Genomic DNA, 18,112 nt, shown 5'->3' with positions numbered 1-18,112 from the left:
CTAACAGCCCTTGGTTGTCATGATGCGAAGCACCATTTCGTCGGTGACTCCCATACCGTTGGCACCAATGGCTGTTAGGTTGTGAATACTCTTATCCACACAGTCATCCACAATACCTTCTTCCGAAGTTACGCATTTGCCTTCCATCGAGAGTAGGGCAGAGAGGATGGCCGTAGAAACCCCCGAAGTGATCTTCAGTGAGCACGATGGTTTTGCACCGTCGCAGATCATGCCGGTGAGGTTGGCAATCATGTTTTTCACACTGCGACACACGTGCTCGTAGTCGCCACCCATCAGGTAGGTGATGCCCACGCTCGAACCTATCGATGCCACCACGCATCCGCAGAGAGCCGATAGTTTGCCCAGCGACTGTTTGATATAGATGGCTGTGAGGTGACTGAGCATCAGCGCACGTATCAGCTCCTCCTCGGTATTCTCATTTTCCTTGGCATAAACGCACACAGGATTGGTGGCACAGATGCCCTGGTTGCCCGATCCCGAGTTAGACATCACGGGAATCATGGCTCCGCCCATGCGGGCATCGCAGGCAGAGGCCGTGCGGGCGATGATGTGTGAGAAGATGCTTCCGCCAAAGATACCCTTGGCCAGTGGACGGTCGATGGTCTTTCCCAGGTTGTGGCCGTAGTTGCCCTTCAGTGCTTCGCGCGCCGCATTCATGTTGTATTCGCGCGTCGCCTCGATGAAGCGAATCTCCTCTAATGGCGCTGTAGTGGCAAAGTCATACACCAGTCGCATGTTCAGTTGAATGTCGTCAGTGGCGCTTTGTTCCTCCTTTCCCTCTATGTATTCCTCCACAAAGTTCGTATGACTGCCAGCAATGATAGCCTTCTTCGATTTCTGCTTGGCGCTGGCAATCACCTCGATATACAGTTTCTCGCTGATACCCTCTTTCAGATGAATGCCGATACGTTCTTCGGCAATAAACTGCTTGCCCTGTTCGATGGCTTCAGGTGTCAGGTCTTTTAGTACCTCCAGCTCGTATTCACTTTTACCAATCAGTGCTCCCAGTGCAATGGCGATGGGCAGTCCGATCATGCCCGTGCCAGGAATACCCACGCCCATGGCGTTTTTTAGGATATTTGCACTTAGGTAAACCTCGATGTGCTCTGGTTTTTGTCCTAGTAGTTCTGTTGCTCGTGCCGTACAAAGAGCCACTGCCATTGGTTCAGTACAACCAATGGCAGGTACTACTTCTTTGTGTATCAGAGCAATAATCTGTTCGCGTGTTTGTTTGTTGATCATTGTATTGTTTGTATTATCCTGTCAATAAAGCTTTAGTGTCTAACGACCTTTACAATCTTTCCGTTGCTCTTCATAATGACGATGCCTTTCGTCTTTGCGGCATCGTTCAGGCGACGACCCATCAGGTCGAACGTCGATGTGCGGCCAGGAGCCGTCTTCACGCCCTGAATGTCGGCACTGATCTCCGTGTTGGTCGTGTCGAAATTCTTGGTTCCACCATTATACTTGATGATGCCGTCGGCCTTGATAGCCTTGCCAGTCACGTTCTGGATGCTCAGTGTACCGCCGTCTAGATAGAAGTTGCCCGTGTTTTCGTCCTCGTGATCAGTGGTCTCGTTGGTCAGCGGGTCGCTGCTCTGCTCCACCTGGATGCCGTCGTCACCAGCACCATTGATGCTCACGTTGCCACTTTCCATCATGAAGTACTCCTTGCAGTGGATGCCGTCTTTCGCTGCCCCCGTCACATTGATGGTGCAGTTCTTAATCTCAAGATACTCCTTGCTGTAGATGCCGTGACGACTGTTGCCTTTCACGTTCAGTGTGCCCTTGCCCTTGAACTTGGTGTGACCCTTACAGTGGAAACAGCCGTTGTAGTCCTCGTTGGCACCATCTGTGAGTGTGTTGGTGGTAGCACTCTTGATGCTCACCTCCACGCGCTTGCCGTCCATCAGCATGATTGCTGCCCCGTTGGGGTTGGTCAGCGTCACACCGTTCAGGTTGACCGTCGCCTTATAGCTGCCTTCCATGTAGAAGCTGCCATTGGTAGAAGAGCCAGAGAGCACATAGATGATCTCACCGTCGGTATTGCTGCTGGTGGGGTTCACGCCCGCAAAGCTCTCGCTCTGAATCAGTTTCACGTGCGATGAGGTGCCACTCTGCAGAGTCACGTAGCTGCTGATGTTCTCAGCGATGTTGACGGTGGCTGTTGTGCCGTTGAAGATGATCTCCACGGTGTTGTTGCTCACGGCAAACGAGGCTGCTGTGCTCAGCAGCAATGCCAGTGTTGACAGTATTGTTCTTTTCATGTCTTCTCGTCGTGTTTATTTCAGTCCAGCCTCTTTCAGCAGTTTCTCGGCAGCTTTGTTCACCTCTTGATTGGCCTTCTTGGCAGCCTTGTTCACCTCCTCGTTGGCCTTCTGCTTAGCTTCGTTCACCTTCTTGTTGGCTTCCGCTTTCTGCTCCTCGGCCTTTTTGTTGGCTTCGTTCACGATCTCGTTGGCCTTGTTCTGCACGGCTTCTTCGGCAGCGCTTTTCACGCTCTCGGCGGTTGCTTCAGCATTGTCCACCACCGATTGTCCGGCAGTGACTGCATTCAACACAGCCTCTGCAGGTGCGTTCACCAGAGTGTTCACCAGTGACAAAGCCTCTTCGTCGCCAGCCACCAGGGCATTGATCTTCTCAGTATTATCTTTTAGGTACGCCTGCACCTTATTAATATATTCCTTAGCAGCTTCCGGGTCTTCGGCAGCCAGCGTGTTGATCTCTTCCTGCACAGCTTCCAGCGAGGCCTTGACGGCAGCAGTGTCTTCGTTTTCTACCTCGTTGAGCAGTTCGTCAACCACTGTAGCTGTTGCTTCTTCCTGCACTTCCGTTTTCTTGTTGTTGTCACATGAAGCGAAACCAACGGCCAGCGCCATTATGACCATTACAAAATACTTTTTCATTGTTTTTGAGTTTTGGTTATTAATTATAAGCCTTAATTGGCGCAAAATTACATATTATTATTTGAATGCGCAAAAAAAATGCATAAATCCTTTGGTAATATCTAATTTAATTGTTATTTTTGCCCTGTCAATAACTACGATAATTAACGATGACACAAGATTCAATAAAAACCAGAGTTGTTGGTGTAGACATTAGCATAGACAAGACCGTCTTTGCCATTGTTGACGTGCGAGGCAATATCATAGCCCGCGATGGTTTTCCGACCAAAACCTATCCTAATGTTAACGAGTATGTTACTTATCTGAGTAACTGTATCATCGAATTGGTAGAGAGCAACGGTGGCTACGAAAGTATCCGTTCTGTTGGTGTCAGTTCGCCCAGTGGAAACTTCCTGACGGGATGTATTGAGAATCCGCCCAACCTCGAGTGGAAGGGTCAGATTCCGATGGCAGCCATGCTGCGCGACCGTCTGGGCCTAGCAGTGGCTCTCGGCAATGATGTTCATGCTCGTGCATTGGGTGAGTACGTCTATGGCAGTGCTCATGGTTTAAGTGATTTCTTGGTTGTCAACCTGGGCCACGGCGTGGGCAGTTGCATCACGCTGAAAGGCAAGCCCTATCTGGGCATCGAAGGCTTTGCTGGCGAGGTAGGCCACTCTTGTGTCGTTGATGGCGGGCGCCTTTGCGGTTGCGGCAATCGAGGATGTCTTGAAGCCTATGCAGGTGCAAAGGGTATTGTCCAGACGGCCAGGGAGCTGTTGGAAGAAGACAAGCGTCCTTCATTGATGCGCGACAAGATTGACGAGCTGGATCCCAAGTTGATTTTCGATTTCTGTGAGCAGGGCGACGAGCTTTCTATCGAGGTCTATCGTCGCACAGGCCACCTGTTGGGTATCAGTCTGGCCAACTATGCCACCGTGCTCAATCCCGAAGCCATTATCCTTTGTGGCGGTGTGGCTCATGCCGGTAAATGGTTGCTCGAACCCACCGATCAGTCTTTCGAAGAACATGTCTTCCATAACATGAGTGGAAAGGTGAAGATACTTCTCTCAAATCTTAACGAAAACGACCGTGACTTGCTGGGTGCCAGCGCATTAGCATGGAACGTTAAAGAGTATTCGTTGTTTAAGTAAATTCAATGAACGTTGACAAGATTAATCAGATAATCAGTTCAAAACCCAATTTAAGTACCGCCCTCGGGATGGAGTTCTTCTCCACACCCGAGGACGATACGTGTATGGCCCGTATGAAAGTTGACGAGCGCAACCGCCAGCCCTTTGGCTTCCTCAGTGGTGGCGCTTCGCTGGCTCTGGCCGAGAATGTAGCCGGTGTGGCTTCGTCATCGCTCTGTCCTGGTTGTGCCTGTGTGGGCATCGAGGTCAGCGGCAGCCATGTCAAGGCAGTTGCCGAGGGCGACACCGTTACCGCCTATGCCCGTTTGCTGCACCGTGGCAGCACGCTCCATGTGTGGAATGTTGATATCAAGGATACGGCTGGCGACCTTATCTCGAATGTTCGTGTCACCAATTATGTGATAAAGAGCAAATGACAGCATTCGCACTCTATAGACTGCCCCACCAGCAGGAGGTTACCTTGGTGGAGCAAACTACAGGCAATCCCTCAGAAATCACCTCATTGCAGGACCTGAACGGGCGCCAGGGATTTGTGTTGGCACCCTTTCAGACCACCGCTGATTGTCCCGTGCTGCTTATCCGTCCCGATCGTGTTCAGACCTTCCGCAACTATGCCCTTGGAATAGTGCCCCTTTTCGCCGAGAAAAGTGCCGCTTTTATGCCAGTAAAGTGCCACTTTCCCGTTGAAGAAGCGCCACTTTCAGCCACCGAGCGTGCCAACTATGCTGCCGACTTTGCCTGCTTCCATGAGCAGTTGCGCAACGGAAGCTTCCGCAAAATCGTGCTCAGCCGCTGTGCCGAACAGCCCTTTGCCGACGATGCCGACCCACTTCAGCTCTTTGCTCGCGCCTGCGAGTACTACCCACGCCTGTTTATCTCGCTGGTCTATACGCCCCAAAGTGGCTATTGGCTCACGGCAACCCCCGAGGTGTTGCTCGAGGGCGAGGCCGACCGATGGCACACCATGGCGCTGGCAGGCACCATGAAACTGGAGGGCGACGACCTCAATGGCGAGGGCGAGCGCGTGCAGTGGTCCGACAAGAACATACAGGAGCAGCGCTATGTGGCCAGCTATATCATGGACTGCCTGAGTCATCAGGCCACCGACATCCGCGAGGAGGGGCCGCGAACCGTGCGTGCTGCCAACCTGGTTCACCTGCGCAGCGACTTCACCTTCACCCTGGTAGACCGTGACTGCGTGGGCAACCTGATCAGTCAGTTGCACCCCACGCCTGCCGTCTGCGGACTTCCCAAGGCCGAGACCTATCGTTTCATCCAGACACATGAGCATACCCCCCGCAGCTACTACAGCGGCTTCATGGGTCCGCTCAACCTTCAGTCGGCCACCCATCTCTATGTCACCCTGCGCTGCATGCAGATAGCCGAAGGCCAGTACCGCCTCTATGCCGGCGGCGGACTGCTGAAAGACAGCGTGGAAGAACAGGAATGGCTGGAGACCGAGGCCAAACTCGAAACAATGAGACAATGTATTGCAACAAAGAAAATGTAAATATCCTCACGGCATTGCTCGTGAAGCACGGCATTCGCCATGCGGTGGTGTGTCCCGGCAGTCGCAATGCGGCCATCGTGCACAACCTCAACGAATGTCCTGACATACAGTGCTATCCCGTCACCGACGAGCGCTCGGCTGGCTTCTATGCTCTGGGCATGACCCAGGCCCTGCTGCAGCCCGTAGTTGTCTGTGTCACCAGTGGCACGGCGTTGCTCAATCTCGCCCCGGCCGTTGCCGAGGCTTTCTATCAGCATCGCCCCTTGGTGGTTGTCTCGGCCGACCGTCCTCAGCAGTGGATAGACCAGCTCGACGGACAGACACTGCCACAGCCCGATGCCCTTGGACGCTTTGTCAAGAAGGCTGTGACGCTGGTGGAACCCCGCGACGACGAAGAACACTGGTACTGCAACCGCCTCGTCAACGAGGCCCTGATGGAGAAACGGGGGCCCGTGCATATCAATGTGCCCATCTCCGAGCCCTTGTTCAGTTTCACCACGGCGTTGCTTCCCGACGAGCGCAAGATTGATTTCACCCCTGCCGAAGCCAGCAATATCACCCTGACCCACGTCTGCCGCATGTTTCTACAGGCCCAGCGCCCCATGCTGATAGCGGGCCAACCCATGAACCCGCTGCTGGAAGAGGCTGTGCTGCGGGTGAAAGACGACGAGGCCTATGTGCCCGATTTCGTGCTTTACACCGGTGGATCTATTGTCAGCAAACACGTGAAGCGCTTTCTGCGCAAGGCCAAAGAGACGTGGGCTGTCAACCTCACGGGCGAGGTGAACGACACCTTCATGAATCTGACCCACGTCGTTCAGGGCGACCCCGAGGTGGTGGCCGACCTGGTGCGCTTCAATCTGGAAGAGATGCCTCATCCCTTTGTCCAGAAATGGCAATCGTTGCTGACAGAAGTCCGCCAGCAGAAGGAAGCCGAGGTATTGCCATATTCGCAGGCTGCCGCAGTGAAGTATTTCGAACAGCAGTGCTCAGTGGTGCAGACAGTAGCAGGCTCTCAGCCCACGGTACAGTATGCCAACAGCATGGCCATTCGTCTGGCTAACATATATTCCCACTCAAAGGTCTTTTGTAATCGCGGTGTGAACGGCATCGAGGGGTCGCTATCCACAGCTGCCGGCTTCTCGTGCGTCACCGATGATCGCGTCTTCTGCGTCATTGGCGACCTCAGTTTCTTCTACGACCAGAATGCCTTGTGGAACCAGAACCTCAAGGGCAACTTCCGCATCCTATTGCTGAACAACGGCAAGGGCGTCATCTTCGACAACCTGCCTGGGCTCGACCAGAGTCCTGCCCGCGACCGTTTTGTGGCAGCCCAGCACCAAACCACGGCCGAAGGCATCTGCCGTCAGAACCGTGTGGCCTATCGTCAGGCCACCGATATGGATAGCATGAAAGAGGGCATCGACTGGCTGGTCAGTGCCGATAGTCAATGCCCTATGCTGTTAGAAGTGATGCTGTCTCAGTAGCTTTTTCATGGGGTGAACATACCGTGTCCATAGTTGGAGAATGGCTTCCCTCCTTCGGAGGGGCTGGGGGAGGCTTCTAACGCACATATTTAAAGCTCGAGCCACCTACGAACTCTCGCATGATTGACGTAGGTGGTATTTCTTTGTCGCTGATGGGCAGGAACAGATGGATAAACTTCATCAGTCGGTGTGCCTCGGCATATTCCGGACAGTTTCTGGGCACAGAGGCCAGTATGATTTCCGCGTGGGTGCGCAGCACGGCAAACTCAATGTTGAGTGCCGAGTTGAACATCACGTCGGCCGTCTCCTGATAGGGGAATATCCATTTATCTTCCGCTTCGCACACGTTTTTCCACTGCGCAATGGTCTCGCGCGCCGTGAAAGCACCCTTGTTATAGTCGCGAATGATGCGGCGCAGCAGTCGGTTGTCTTGCGTTGGAATCCAGTTGTGGTCGTCCAGCGAGATGCTCGTCAGTGCCGAGATGTAAATTTTGAACTTGGCCGAGTCGTCGATGCTCTTGGTCAGCTGTGGGTTCAGGGCGTGAATGCCCTCAATAATCAGCACCGTGTCGTTAGACAGTTTCAGCTTCTTGCCATTCCATTCGCGCATGCCCGTCACGAAGTTATATTCCGGCACCTCTACGCGTTCACCCTTCATCAGCCTTATCAGGTGGTCTTCCAGCATTCGATAGTCCACGGTTTCGATATTGTCAAAGTCGTAGTCGCCGTTTGGAAGCTTAGGCGTGTCCAGACGGTTCACGAAGTAATCGTCGGTCGAAACCGAGATAGGACGCAGTCCGCAGGCCTGCAGCTGGATGCTCAGTCGCTTGCAGAACGTGGTCTTTCCCGAGCTCGACGGTCCCGTGATGAGCACCAGTCTGACGGGCTTCTCCTCGCGGTGGAAGCGACGTTCAATCTCTTCGGCTATCTGCACAATCTTCTTCTCTTGCAGTGCTTCCGACACCTGTATCAGGTCCGAGGCATGTCCCTTCAGTATTGCCTTGTTCACATCGCCCGCATTCGACAGTCGCATGATGATGTCCCAGCGCGTCTTCTCGGCAAACATGCTGTAGGTCTTGGGCATATCCACATATTCAGCCACCTTGCTGGGGTCGTTCCAGTCGGGCACGCGCAGCAGCATGCCGTCCTCGTAGCTTTGCAGGTCCCACACCTTCAGATAGCTGGCCGACGGCACCAGCGGCCCGTAGTAGTAGTCGGGTGTGTCGCCCAGTGTATAGTAGTCGCTGTATAGCTGTCCGCTAGTTTCCAGCAGTTTCACCTTGTCGCTGAAACCGCGTTCCGAGAACACGCGTACAGCCTCTTCTATCGTTGCTTCGTTGCGGCGGAAGGGCATGTCGAGGCCCACAATCTCCTGCATTCGCTTTTTAATGTTCGCCACGTCCTCTTCGGTCAGTGGCTCGCTGGTGCGCTTCTTGAAGTTGCAGTAGAAGCCACGCGAAATGGCATGCTCTATGAAGAGCTTTGACCCGGGAAACAAGTCCTGGGTGGCCTTGTAGAGCAGGAAGCACAGCGAGCGCACATATACACGGTGGCCCGAGCCGGCGCGCGCATCCAGAAACTCTACGTCACGGTTTTGATACAGACGGAATTTCAGTCCTTGCGAGGCATTGTTCACCTTGGCCGAAACCACCGGGTAGGGCAGTTTGATGTCGTCGGCAAACTCCTGATAGACGTCGATCAGTGAGGTTCCCTCAGGGAAACTTTTGGTCACATTGTTGTTTTTACAGCGAATTTGAAGCATAAGGATAACCGGTTATTGTATTAGTGCAAAGGTACGAATAAGCGAGGACAATGCAAAATAAAAATGCTTTTTTTTGTTTTTATTGTCGAGCGCAAGTACCTTCGGCTGCAAGCCAAAGTTACAGTTTTTATTCTATTTAGCCACAAAAGTTCTACTTTTATTTCGTAGTTTTAACGTTTTCGACTTGCCATAGTTAAACTCTTGCACGCATTCTAGGGGCTAGATTACTTCATTCTAGAGTCTAGATTACTTCATTCTAGAGTCTAGATTCGTCCATTCTAGAGTCTAGATTTGCCATTTCTAGAGTCTAGAACGCAACCAAAAGCGTTAGTATTGCATGTCAAAAGTGGCACTTTTGCATGATAATAGTGCCACTTTTGCGTTGCAATAGTGCCACTATCACGATGCCGTGTCGTTAAATTTCCTGCTTTCTTTTGTCAGTTTCAGTTTTTAGTATTATCTTTGTCGCACCAATCGTAAAACTATAATCATTATGAAAGAAATCCGTATCTATCACTCTTTGTGGCGAATGCTTCCACTTACTTTAGGGAGTTGCATGTTTGTCTATATTGGTGTTATGATGTTTAATGACCCTTTTTTTAGTCATAAATTGATTGGCATCATTTGTGTGTTGTTCTTTGTTGTTGCCTTACTTATTGTCCCATACCAAACGATAAAGGAGCGCCTGACTCATCAGCCCTATATGATAATTACGGATAGGTGTGTCATTGTTAACGGCTTTAAATCGTTTGTGGTCAACTTCTCTGATGTGGAGTCTTTTGAAATTGTGAGAATCGCTATGAGTAATACGAGGCAGAAGTTTATATCCATCCATTACAAACCTAATGTGGAAATGCAGAAGATGGAAGATGCCAGTTTCTTTGGACGTATGCTTCGTAAGTTAAACTCACGTTTATCAGGAGCTCAAGAACATCTTACGACTGATGGTACAAGCATGAAACTGCAAGATCTCCTTGACTTGCTGAACGAGCGACTAAAGCGGGCGTGAAAAATCTAATTGTTAAAATATAAGTAGTATGAAACGAAACATTATTCTTGCTGTTGTTGCAATTCTCTGTCTAGCTATGTATCTGGGACCGTATGTATTGTTGCTGCTGGTGCTCCCAATTGCATATTTCATTGGTAGCAGAAAGGAGAACATGGAAGTGCAGAGGGTGACCTATACAACAATGGAGGAAGTGGAGCGGAAGTATGGAGCACCCGATGACGTGGTGGTGCTGAATGCCTCGCGTGCCAATGAAATACCATCGCTTATCTTGTTTTATGATGCTATCGATGTGATGATCATCTCTGGCGTGGAGTTGAAACTTAGCGACCTTGTGGGTGTGATGCCAAAGAACATGGCTACGCCTTATACGGTAGATGAGTGTGCAGTTATTCTCAGCATAAAAGATACCGACTATCCCACCATTCGTCTGCGTGTGGGCTATGACTACGGGTTGGCCTGCGAGATTACGGCACAGATAGATTCGCACATCAAAAAATAGGTTTGATATTAATAAAGGAATGTTTGGTGAAATAAAGTTTTTCTTGTATCTTTGCAACATGAACTTGGGAAAATACGCTATTAACCAAATATTACGTTAAACCTAAAATTAAACGATTATGGGCAAATTTCAATTAATGGCATTGCCTTATGCAATGGATGCACTGGGAACAGTGATTAGTAAGCAGACTTTGGAATTTCATCATGGCAAACACCTGGCTGCTTATGTGAATAATCTGAATGGTCTGTTAGATGGCAGCGGATTTGAAGAGGCATCCTTAGAGGATATTGTATGCAAGTCAAGTGGTGGTATGCAGAATAATGCCGGACAGATTATGAATCACGAAATGTATTTCGCTCAGTTTACTGGTAACCAGTCAAAGCCTGCACCTGCTGGTGCCTTAGCAGAGGCGATTAAGCGTGACTTTGGTTCGTTTGAGTCATTTAAGGACGAATTTCAGAAAAAAGGTGCTACCCTTTTTGGCAGTGGATGGGTATGGCTATCTGCCGATAAGGATGGCAAACTCATTATCACACAGGAGACGAATGCAGGCAACCCCATTCAGAAAGGACTAAAACCACTGTTGACTTTCGATGTATGGGAACATGCTTATTATCTTGATTATCAGAATCGTCGTCCCGATCATTTGTCTGCTCTTTGGCAGATAATAGATTGGAAAGTCATAGAGAGTCGTTATAATTTCTAGTATAATAATAAAAGAAAGTGGGCAAACCTGATGGTTTGCTCATTTTTTCTTTGTAATTTTGCTCGTTGAAAATAAAAAAGAAATATGGCACAAAGAGAATGGAAAGAGATAAGGAAGTTCGAGGAGATTCTCTTCGAAGAGTATAACGGCATCGCGAAAATCACAATCAATCGTCCGCGCTATCGTAATGCGTTCACACCCAAGACGACACTGGAACTGAGTCAGGCATTTGCTGCCTGCCGTGAGATGCAGAACATTCGTGTGGTGCTGCTGACAGGTGCAATGAGTGAGGTTCCAGAAGGAAAGAGTCTGGCTGATGTGAAACATGCTTTTTGCTCAGGAGGTGACATGCATGTAAAAGGGCGTGGTGGCTATATTGATGATGAAGGTGTGCCTCGTCTGAGTGTTCTTGATGTTCAGATGCAGATTCGTCGACTGCCCAAGCCCGTCATTGCAATGGTGAATGGTTATGCCATTGGTGGAGGACACGTTCTTCACTTGGTGTGCGATTTGACGATTGCTTCAGAGAATGCTATCTTCGGACAGACAGGTCCTAAGGTGGGTTCTTTCGATGCAGGCTTTGGTTCCAGCTATCTGGCTCGCATCGTTGGTCAGAAAAAAGCACGTGAGATTTGGTTTATGTGTCGACAGTACTCTGCCAAGGAAGCTGAAGAGATGGGTATGGTAAACAAGGTCGTACCTATCGAGCAATTGGAAGATGAGTGTGTTAGTTGGGCAGAGACCATGATGGAGCGTTCGCCTATCGCTCTGCGAATGATTAAGGCAGGATTGAATGCTGAACTCGACGGACAGGCTGGTATCCAGCAATTGGCTGGCGACTGTACCATGCTTTATTATTTCCTTGACGAGGCTCAGGAGGGAGGAAAGGCTTTCCTTGAGAAGCGTAAGCCAAACTTTGACCAATATCCAAAGATTCCATGAAGATAGACATAGAAGAGCGGGTGTTTCATTTCAAACAACCTGCAGGTACCTCGAGGGGCATCTACACAGAGCGCCTTTCCTGGCTTGTGACCATCACGGATGGAGAACGTAGTGGCATTGGAGAATGTGCACCATTGCTTGATCTGAGTTGTGATGCGCTGGAACCTCATATATATAAAAAGGTGTTGCGCGGGTTCTGCGACAAAATGGAACTGACTGGCGACATTCCTTATGAGGAGATGCGTGACTATCCTTCCATGCTTTTTGGATTGGAAACGGCAAAGTTGTCTTTGAATTCAGATCTTCTCTTCGAAACGCCCTTCTCTCGTGGGGAAGAAGGTATCACCATCAATGGCTTGGTGTGGATGGGCTCTTACGACGAGATGCTCAAACGTATGGATGAGAAACTTCAAAAAGGCTTCCGTTGTGTGAAGTTGAAAGTTGGCGCTATTGATTTTGATAAGGAACTTGACCTCGTAAAGCGTATTCGCGAACGTTTCTCACATCGTGAGGTGGAACTACGCTTGGATGCTAATGGCGGTTTCAAACCTGATGAGGCTCTTTATCAGTTGGAGCTTCTTTCTCAATATGCTATTCATAGCATTGAACAACCTATCAAACAAAAACAATGGGCGAAGATGGCTGAGCTGTGTAGGGATGCACCATTGCCGATAGCGCTCGATGAGGAGTTGATAGGCGTGAACGATCCTGAAATGAAACGACAGATGCTTCGCATCATCAAACCTGCCTACATTGTGCTAAAGCCTTCGCTTCATGGTGGCATGATGGGATGTAGGGAATGGATAGATATAGCTAAAGAAGAGGGCATCGGCTGGTGGATTACATCGGCATTGGAAAGTAATATCGGCCTGAATGCTATTGCACAGTTTGCTAGCAGCTTCCCATTGACAATGCCTCAAGGACTGGGCACAGGTATGTTGTTTACAGATAATGTTCCAATGCCTTTGGAGATAAAGGGCGACAAGCTATGGATCTCGAAGAATTCTTAGAAGAGTGGCATAACAGTAGTCCGACGGTGTTGGTACATACCAGTGGCTCCACGGGACAACCGAAGCCGATGTGGGTGGAGAAGAAACGCATGGAGGCTTCGGCTCGTATCACATGTGACTTTCTCGGACTGAAACCTGGTGATACAGCTCTGCTTTGCATGTCGCTTGACTATATAGCAGGCAAGATGATGGTGGTTCGCGCTCAGACATGCGGACTCCGACTGGTTGCTGAAAAACCTACAGGATGTCCATCGTGGAATGGAAAGATTGATTTTGCTGCGATGGTACCCATGCAGGTGTATAACCTCCTGAAGACAGAAGAGGGCAGAAAAAGGCTGAGAAGTGTGCGCCATCTGATTATCGGAGGCGGTGCTATCGACGATGCACTTGCACAAGAGCTGAAGACTTTTCCACATGCTGTATGGAGCACCTATGGCATGACAGAGACACTCTCGCACATTGCACTGCGCCGACTGAATGGTGCGGATGCCAGCGAATGGTACACACCGCTAGAGGGCGTAGGCATTGCGCAGACAGGTGAAGGCTGCCTGGCAATAGATGCGCCCGCGGTGCATGAGGGAACACTGGTCACCAACGATATTGTGGAGCTGCGAGGATCGCAGTTCCGCATACTGGGACGCAAAGACAACGTGGTGTGCTCGGGCGGTATCAAGATACAGATTGAGGAGGTGGAACGACTGTTGCGGCCACATCTTGGCGCAGCCTTTGTCGTCACAAAGCGAAAGGACGAGAAGTTTGGCGAAGCACTGGTGCTGCTGACAGAAGATACACAGCTAGATGCACAGCGAAGCGTCTGCCAACAGGTGTTGCCGAAATACTGGCAACCACGCTACTATCAGTATGTGGAACAGATACCGATGACGGAAACGGGAAAGCCGGCTCGCAAAGAAGCAGAGCGCCTAGCAGCCCTCGCGAAAGAAATCTAAGGCTTCCTCGATTTCTTCTTTCGTGGCCGTCTGGTTGATGCGTATGTCGCCTATGCCACCTAAAAGTGTGAAGTTGATCTGACCTGCGACGTTCTTCTTGTCGTGGGTCATCAGTTCGAGGAGGGTGGGATAGTCGTCGCAAGTGATGGGCATGCGGCCGTAGTTGTCGAAGATGAACTTCACCGTCTGGCGCATCTTATCGACAGGGAAGCCTGTCTTGGCGACGCTGAGGTAGAGCTCGCACACCAATCCCCATGCCACGGCATAGCCATGGAGCACAGGCTGGCGTTGCAAGGCTAGCGACTCGAACGCATGGCCCACGGTGTGGCCTAGGTTCAGCGCCTTGCGGATGCCTTTCTCGGTGGGGTCTTCGGTGACGATACGCTGTTTCACCTCTACGCTCTCGCCCACGATGGCTCCCAACTTCTCCAGATTTTCAAGGTCGAAGTTGAGCAGGTCGGCCCAGTGCTTCTCGGTAGAAATCAGGCCGTGCTTCAGCATCTCGGCATAGCCGGAAAGAAGGTTCTCGGTGTCGAGTGTCTTCAGAAAGTTGGTGTCCAGAATCACGCAGTCAGCATTGTTGAAAACGCCAATCTCGTTTTTCAGACCACCGAAGTTGATGCCCGTCTTGCCACCCACAGAGGCATCGACCATGGCAAGCAGCGTGGTGGGTATGTTGATGAAATGGATGCCGCGTTTAAAGGTGGAAGCAGCAAAGCCACCAAGGTCTGTCACCATGCCGCCACCCAGGTTGACCATCAGCGAATGGCGCGAGGCACCACCCTGTTGAAGACTGCTCCATACGTGAGAGACGGCCTCGAGCGACTTGTTGATGTCGCCTGCGGCAATGACAATCTCTTGAGCATCCTTCAGACAACTGAAGTTCTTGACAAGTGGCAGACAAAGACGATGGGTGGTTTCGTCGGTGAGAATAAAGGTGCGGTCGGCCTTGCATGCAAGGATAGCTTCGCTTAAAACTTGTTCCAGATGATTGGAAATGATAACTTTCTGCTTGTCCATAAGTGTCTGCAAAGTTAAGGTAATTCTGCGAAACATCCAAATTTTTTCTTTGTCGATTAAACTTTTTTGCCCCGGCAACATCAAAAGACTAAAGTTTTACGGATAAATATTCCCAAAATGAAAAAATTGATACTTTTGATGGCCGTACTTTTGACGACGGCCCTCTCTGCTAAGGCGCAGCGTTCTGTAAGCGGACAAGTCATCGACGACGAGAAAGACCCCGTGATTCAGGCTACTGTGGCTTTGTTGAAAACCGACAGTACGCTGGTGGGCAACACGGTGACTGACGCTATGGGACAGTTCTCGGTGACAGCCCCTAAGGATGGTAAGTACTTGCTCCGCATCACGTATGTGGGCTATAAGTCGCTGTTTCGCTCCATCACCATGGCGGGGAAGCCCATCGACATGGGGACACTGCAGATACAGGTGGACGCCATCATGCTGAAAGGTACTGAAATTGTGAAGAACATGGCGCGTGTGTATTCGAAAGAAGACACCATTATATATAACGCGGGCGCGTATAAGACGCCCGAGGGCTCTGTGCTCGAAGAATTGGTAAAGCGCCTGCCCGGTGCCGAACTGAGCGACGATGGAAAAATTACCATCAACGGCAAGGAGGTGAAGAAAATTAAGGTGGACGGTAAGGAGTTTATGACCGGCGACACGCAGACGGCGATGAAGAACCTGCCTACGTCTATCGTTGAGCGCGTGAAGGCTTACGATGAAAAGAGCGACCAGACGCGTATCACGGGCGTGGACGACGGCAACGAGGAGATGGTGCTGGACTTCGGACTGAAGCGCGGCATGAACAGAGGCACGTTTGCCAATGCTGACTTTGGTATCGGTACCAAGGAGCGCTACACGGGCCGACTGATGGGTATGACGTTTAAGGATGACTTCCGCATCATGGGATTCACCAACGCAAACAATGTGGGCGACCGTGGATTTGGCGGAGGCGGTCCTGGCGGACGCTTTGGCGGAGGTGGTCAGGGACTGCAGGCACCGAAGATGTTTGCTGTAAATATGAACTACGAGAAGAAGAACCTGCTGAAGTTGGATGGCGGCGTGCGCTGGAACCACAACGATGGTGACACGTGGAGTCGTACGGCCACAGAGAACTTCGTGTCGAAGACGGGCGCTTTCTCAAACAGCGTCAACCAGGGCTATTCGCGCAGCAACTCGTGGAGCGGTAACTTTCGCGTGGAGTGGACGCCCGACACGATGACGAACATCCACTTCCGTCCTTCGTTCAGCATCAGCAGAAACGACGGACTGTCGCAATCGTTCTCGGCAGCTTTTGCACAGGATCCCTATAACTATGTGAACTACGCACTGGACAGCAGGGCACAGTTGCAGAATGCCATCAACTATCTGAAAACGAACTATCCGGACGACGAGCTGTTGGTAAACAGTCGCGACAATGCATCGTTGTCGTACAGCAACAGCACGCGTTTTGGCGGTGAACTGCAAATGACACGCAAGCTGAACTCGCTGGGACGCAACATCTCTCTGCGACTGACGGGCAACTACTCTGACGGTGACTCAAAGTCGCTCTCGCTGCAGGAGGTGGACTTGTATAAGACCACAATGGACCTTTATGGTGGCAGTTATAGCGAATACTACAGAAACCGTTATAACGTGACTCCCACGAAGAACTATGACTACTCGGCTCGACTGACCTATAATGAGCCTGTGGCCGACCGCATCTATCTGCAGTTGAGCTACGACTTCCAGTATCGTTATACAAAGAGTGATCGCTCTACTTACGACTTCAGTGAGTGGCCTACGCTGGCTAATGCCGCCGGACAACCTTTCTCGCTGGATGACTTTAACTTCCAGTATCGCCAATGGGATCATAACCTAGGACAACTGGTGGAGAGCGGTAAGACAATGGACGACTATCTGAGCAATGACCTGAGCCGCTTCTCGGAGTATAAGAACTTTATCCACACGGGCGAGGTGATGCTGCGCATGATTCGCAAGGACTATAACTTCAACGTGGGACTGCAGCTGATTCCGCAGACATCGAAATTCTCGTATCGCTACCTGGGCGTGGACTATGGTACAACCACTCGTACGGTGGTGAACTGGAGTCCTACAGCCAACTTCCGTTGGAAGATCTCGGACCAGGGACAGATGCGCTTCCAGTATCGCGGTTCGACGAGTCAGCCTTCGATGACAGACCTGTTGGAAATCAGGGACGACAGCGACCCCTTGAATGTCACGGTTGGTAATGCTGGCTTGAAACCTTCGTTCACCCAGAACTTCAGCTGGCGTTTCAACAACTACTATCAGAAGCACCAACGCTTCGTGTTTGCCAACCTGAACTTCTCGACAACAAGTAACAGCGTGACCAGCAAGGTTTACTATAATCCTGAGACTGGCGGACGCACTTCTACGCGCGACAATATCAATGGCAACTGGAACGCACGTGGCGAGTTTATGTTTAACACGGCACTTGATACGTTGGGTAGTTTCAACATGAACACGCGCACTACGGCTGGCTATACACACAGTGTGAGCTATCTGGACGTGAATCAGAAAGGTAATATTCAGAAGAATGCTGTGAACCAGACTTCGCTGGGGCAGCGACTGGGATTTAGCTATCGTAACGACTGGTTTGAGTTTGAACCCAATGGTTCGATCAACTATACCTTTGGTCGCAACAAGCTGCAGGAGCAGGGCAATCAGGATACCTGGAACTTTAGCTATGGTTTCAATACCACCGCTCAGTTGCCTTGGGGCATGCAGCTCACCACCAATCTGAACATGAGTTCACGTCGTGGCTATAGCGATGCATCGATGAACACCAACGAACTGATATGGAATGCACAGATCTCACAGAGCTTCCTGAAAGGCAACCCGCTGTCTGTGCGCCTGGAGTTCTATGACATACTGGGACAGTTGTCTAGCTTCTCACGCACGCTGAACGCGATGATGCGTTCGGACACGGAGACCAACGCTATCAACAGCTACGTGATGCTGCGCGTGAACTATCGCCTGAACCTGTTTGGCACCAAGGAGGCACGACAGGGCATGCGTAATGGTGGTGGCGGTCCTGGCGGTGAAGGACGCCGTGGCAACCGCGGCGGATTCGGTGGTGGCAGCGGACGTCCTGGTGGCGGATTCGGTGGTCCACGAATGTTCTAAGATACAAAAA

Annotated in this window: 16 protein-coding genes; 11 read left to right on the top strand and 5 right to left on the bottom strand. The window is 50.8% G+C overall.

From position 1 onward, the window contains the following. From T496_RS0107145 to T496_RS0107135, 3 genes are read right to left on the bottom strand one after another with little or no spacing between them, the layout of a single operon-like run. Positions 1-1,263, bottom strand: coding sequence for an L-cysteine desulfidase family protein (locus T496_RS0107145; protein ID WP_027450148.1), 1,263 nt, complete (start codon positions 1,261-1,263; stop codon positions 1-3). A gap of 32 nt (positions 1,264-1,295) precedes the next feature. Continuing rightward, positions 1,296-2,288, bottom strand: a complete 993-nt coding sequence (locus T496_RS0107140; RefSeq protein ID WP_081783584.1) for a carbohydrate-binding domain-containing protein — start codon at positions 2,286-2,288, stop codon at positions 1,296-1,298. Positions 2,289-2,303: 15 nt separating this feature from the next. Next, complete coding sequence (locus tag T496_RS0107135; protein ID WP_155808742.1) at positions 2,304-2,927, bottom strand: hypothetical protein; 624 nt, start codon at positions 2,925-2,927, stop codon at positions 2,304-2,306. A 149-nt stretch (positions 2,928-3,076) separates the two neighbouring features. Here T496_RS0107135 and T496_RS0107130 point away from each other — a divergent pair, with 149 nt between their 5' ends. From T496_RS0107130 to menD, 4 genes are read left to right on the top strand one after another with little or no spacing between them, the layout of a single operon-like run. Next, positions 3,077-4,060: an ROK family protein gene (locus T496_RS0107130; RefSeq protein ID WP_027450145.1), complete on the top strand. Its 984-nt coding sequence runs from the start codon at positions 3,077-3,079 to the stop codon at positions 4,058-4,060. Positions 4,061-4,065: 5 nt separating this feature from the next. Beyond that, positions 4,066-4,476: a PaaI family thioesterase gene (locus T496_RS0107125; protein WP_027450144.1), complete on the top strand. Its 411-nt coding sequence runs from the start codon at positions 4,066-4,068 to the stop codon at positions 4,474-4,476. Beyond that, entirely contained in the window at positions 4,473-5,570 is a 1,098-nt protein-coding gene (locus T496_RS0107120; protein ID WP_027450143.1) for an isochorismate synthase, read from the top strand. Before T496_RS0107125 ends, T496_RS0107120 begins: the two co-directional genes overlap by 4 nt. Then, a complete protein-coding gene (gene menD / locus T496_RS0107115) occupies positions 5,546-7,057 on the top strand; it encodes a 2-succinyl-5-enolpyruvyl-6-hydroxy-3-cyclohexene-1-carboxylate synthase (protein WP_027450142.1) in 1,512 nt (503 codons plus the stop codon). Before T496_RS0107120 ends, menD begins: the two co-directional genes overlap by 25 nt. A 76-nt stretch (positions 7,058-7,133) precedes the next feature. Here menD and T496_RS0107110 read toward each other — a convergent pair whose 3' ends face one another. Continuing rightward, positions 7,134-8,819, bottom strand: a complete 1,686-nt coding sequence (locus tag T496_RS0107110) for a nucleoside kinase (protein WP_027450141.1) — start codon at positions 8,817-8,819, stop codon at positions 7,134-7,136. Between the two features lie 493 nt (positions 8,820-9,312). Here T496_RS0107110 and T496_RS0107105 point away from each other — a divergent pair, with 493 nt between their 5' ends. The 6 genes from T496_RS0107105 to T496_RS0107080 all read left to right on the top strand — a co-directional run bounded on the left by T496_RS0107105 (position 9,313) and on the right by T496_RS0107080 (position 13,932). Then, a complete protein-coding gene (locus T496_RS0107105) occupies positions 9,313-9,828 on the top strand; it encodes an STM3941 family protein (protein ID WP_155808740.1) in 516 nt (171 codons plus the stop codon). Positions 9,829-9,856: 28 nt separating this feature from the next. Further along, entirely contained in the window at positions 9,857-10,327 is a 471-nt protein-coding gene (locus tag T496_RS0107100; RefSeq protein WP_155808738.1) for a hypothetical protein, read from the top strand. A gap of 118 nt (positions 10,328-10,445) precedes the next feature. After that, positions 10,446-11,033 (top strand): superoxide dismutase, encoded by a 588-nt coding sequence (locus tag T496_RS0107095; RefSeq protein WP_027450138.1) that lies wholly within the window; start codon positions 10,446-10,448, stop codon positions 11,031-11,033. An 84-nt stretch (positions 11,034-11,117) separates the two neighbouring features. Continuing rightward, positions 11,118-11,975: a 1,4-dihydroxy-2-naphthoyl-CoA synthase gene (menB, locus tag T496_RS0107090; RefSeq protein WP_027450137.1), complete on the top strand. Its 858-nt coding sequence runs from the start codon at positions 11,118-11,120 to the stop codon at positions 11,973-11,975. After that, positions 11,972-12,985, top strand: a complete 1,014-nt coding sequence (gene menC / locus T496_RS0107085; RefSeq protein ID WP_027450136.1) for an o-succinylbenzoate synthase — start codon at positions 11,972-11,974, stop codon at positions 12,983-12,985. Before menB ends, menC begins: the two co-directional genes overlap by 4 nt. After that, the gene (locus T496_RS0107080; RefSeq protein ID WP_027450135.1) at positions 12,964-13,932 is read left to right on the top strand and encodes an AMP-binding protein; all 969 of its coding nucleotides are present in this window, start codon (positions 12,964-12,966) and stop codon (positions 13,930-13,932) included. Before menC ends, T496_RS0107080 begins: the two co-directional genes overlap by 22 nt. On the opposite strand, the gene aroB is transcribed toward T496_RS0107080, so the two are convergent. Then, entirely contained in the window at positions 13,906-14,952 is a 1,047-nt protein-coding gene (gene aroB / locus T496_RS0107075) for a 3-dehydroquinate synthase (RefSeq protein ID WP_027450134.1), read from the bottom strand. The two genes, T496_RS0107080 and aroB, sit on opposite strands and share 27 nt — an antisense overlap. Positions 14,953-15,069: 117 nt before the next feature. Between aroB and T496_RS0107070 the strand changes: the two genes are divergently transcribed. Continuing rightward, positions 15,070-18,102 (top strand): outer membrane beta-barrel protein, encoded by a 3,033-nt coding sequence (locus T496_RS0107070; RefSeq protein WP_027450133.1) that lies wholly within the window; start codon positions 15,070-15,072, stop codon positions 18,100-18,102. Positions 18,103-18,112: the final 10 nt, after the last annotated feature.

This window comes from Xylanibacter brevis P6B11, from assembly GCF_000621825.1.
Lineage (GTDB): Bacteria > Bacteroidota > Bacteroidia > Bacteroidales > Bacteroidaceae > Prevotella > Prevotella brevis.
Note: the sequence above shows the minus strand (reverse complement) of the source record. Positions and strands in the feature narration are given on the sequence as shown.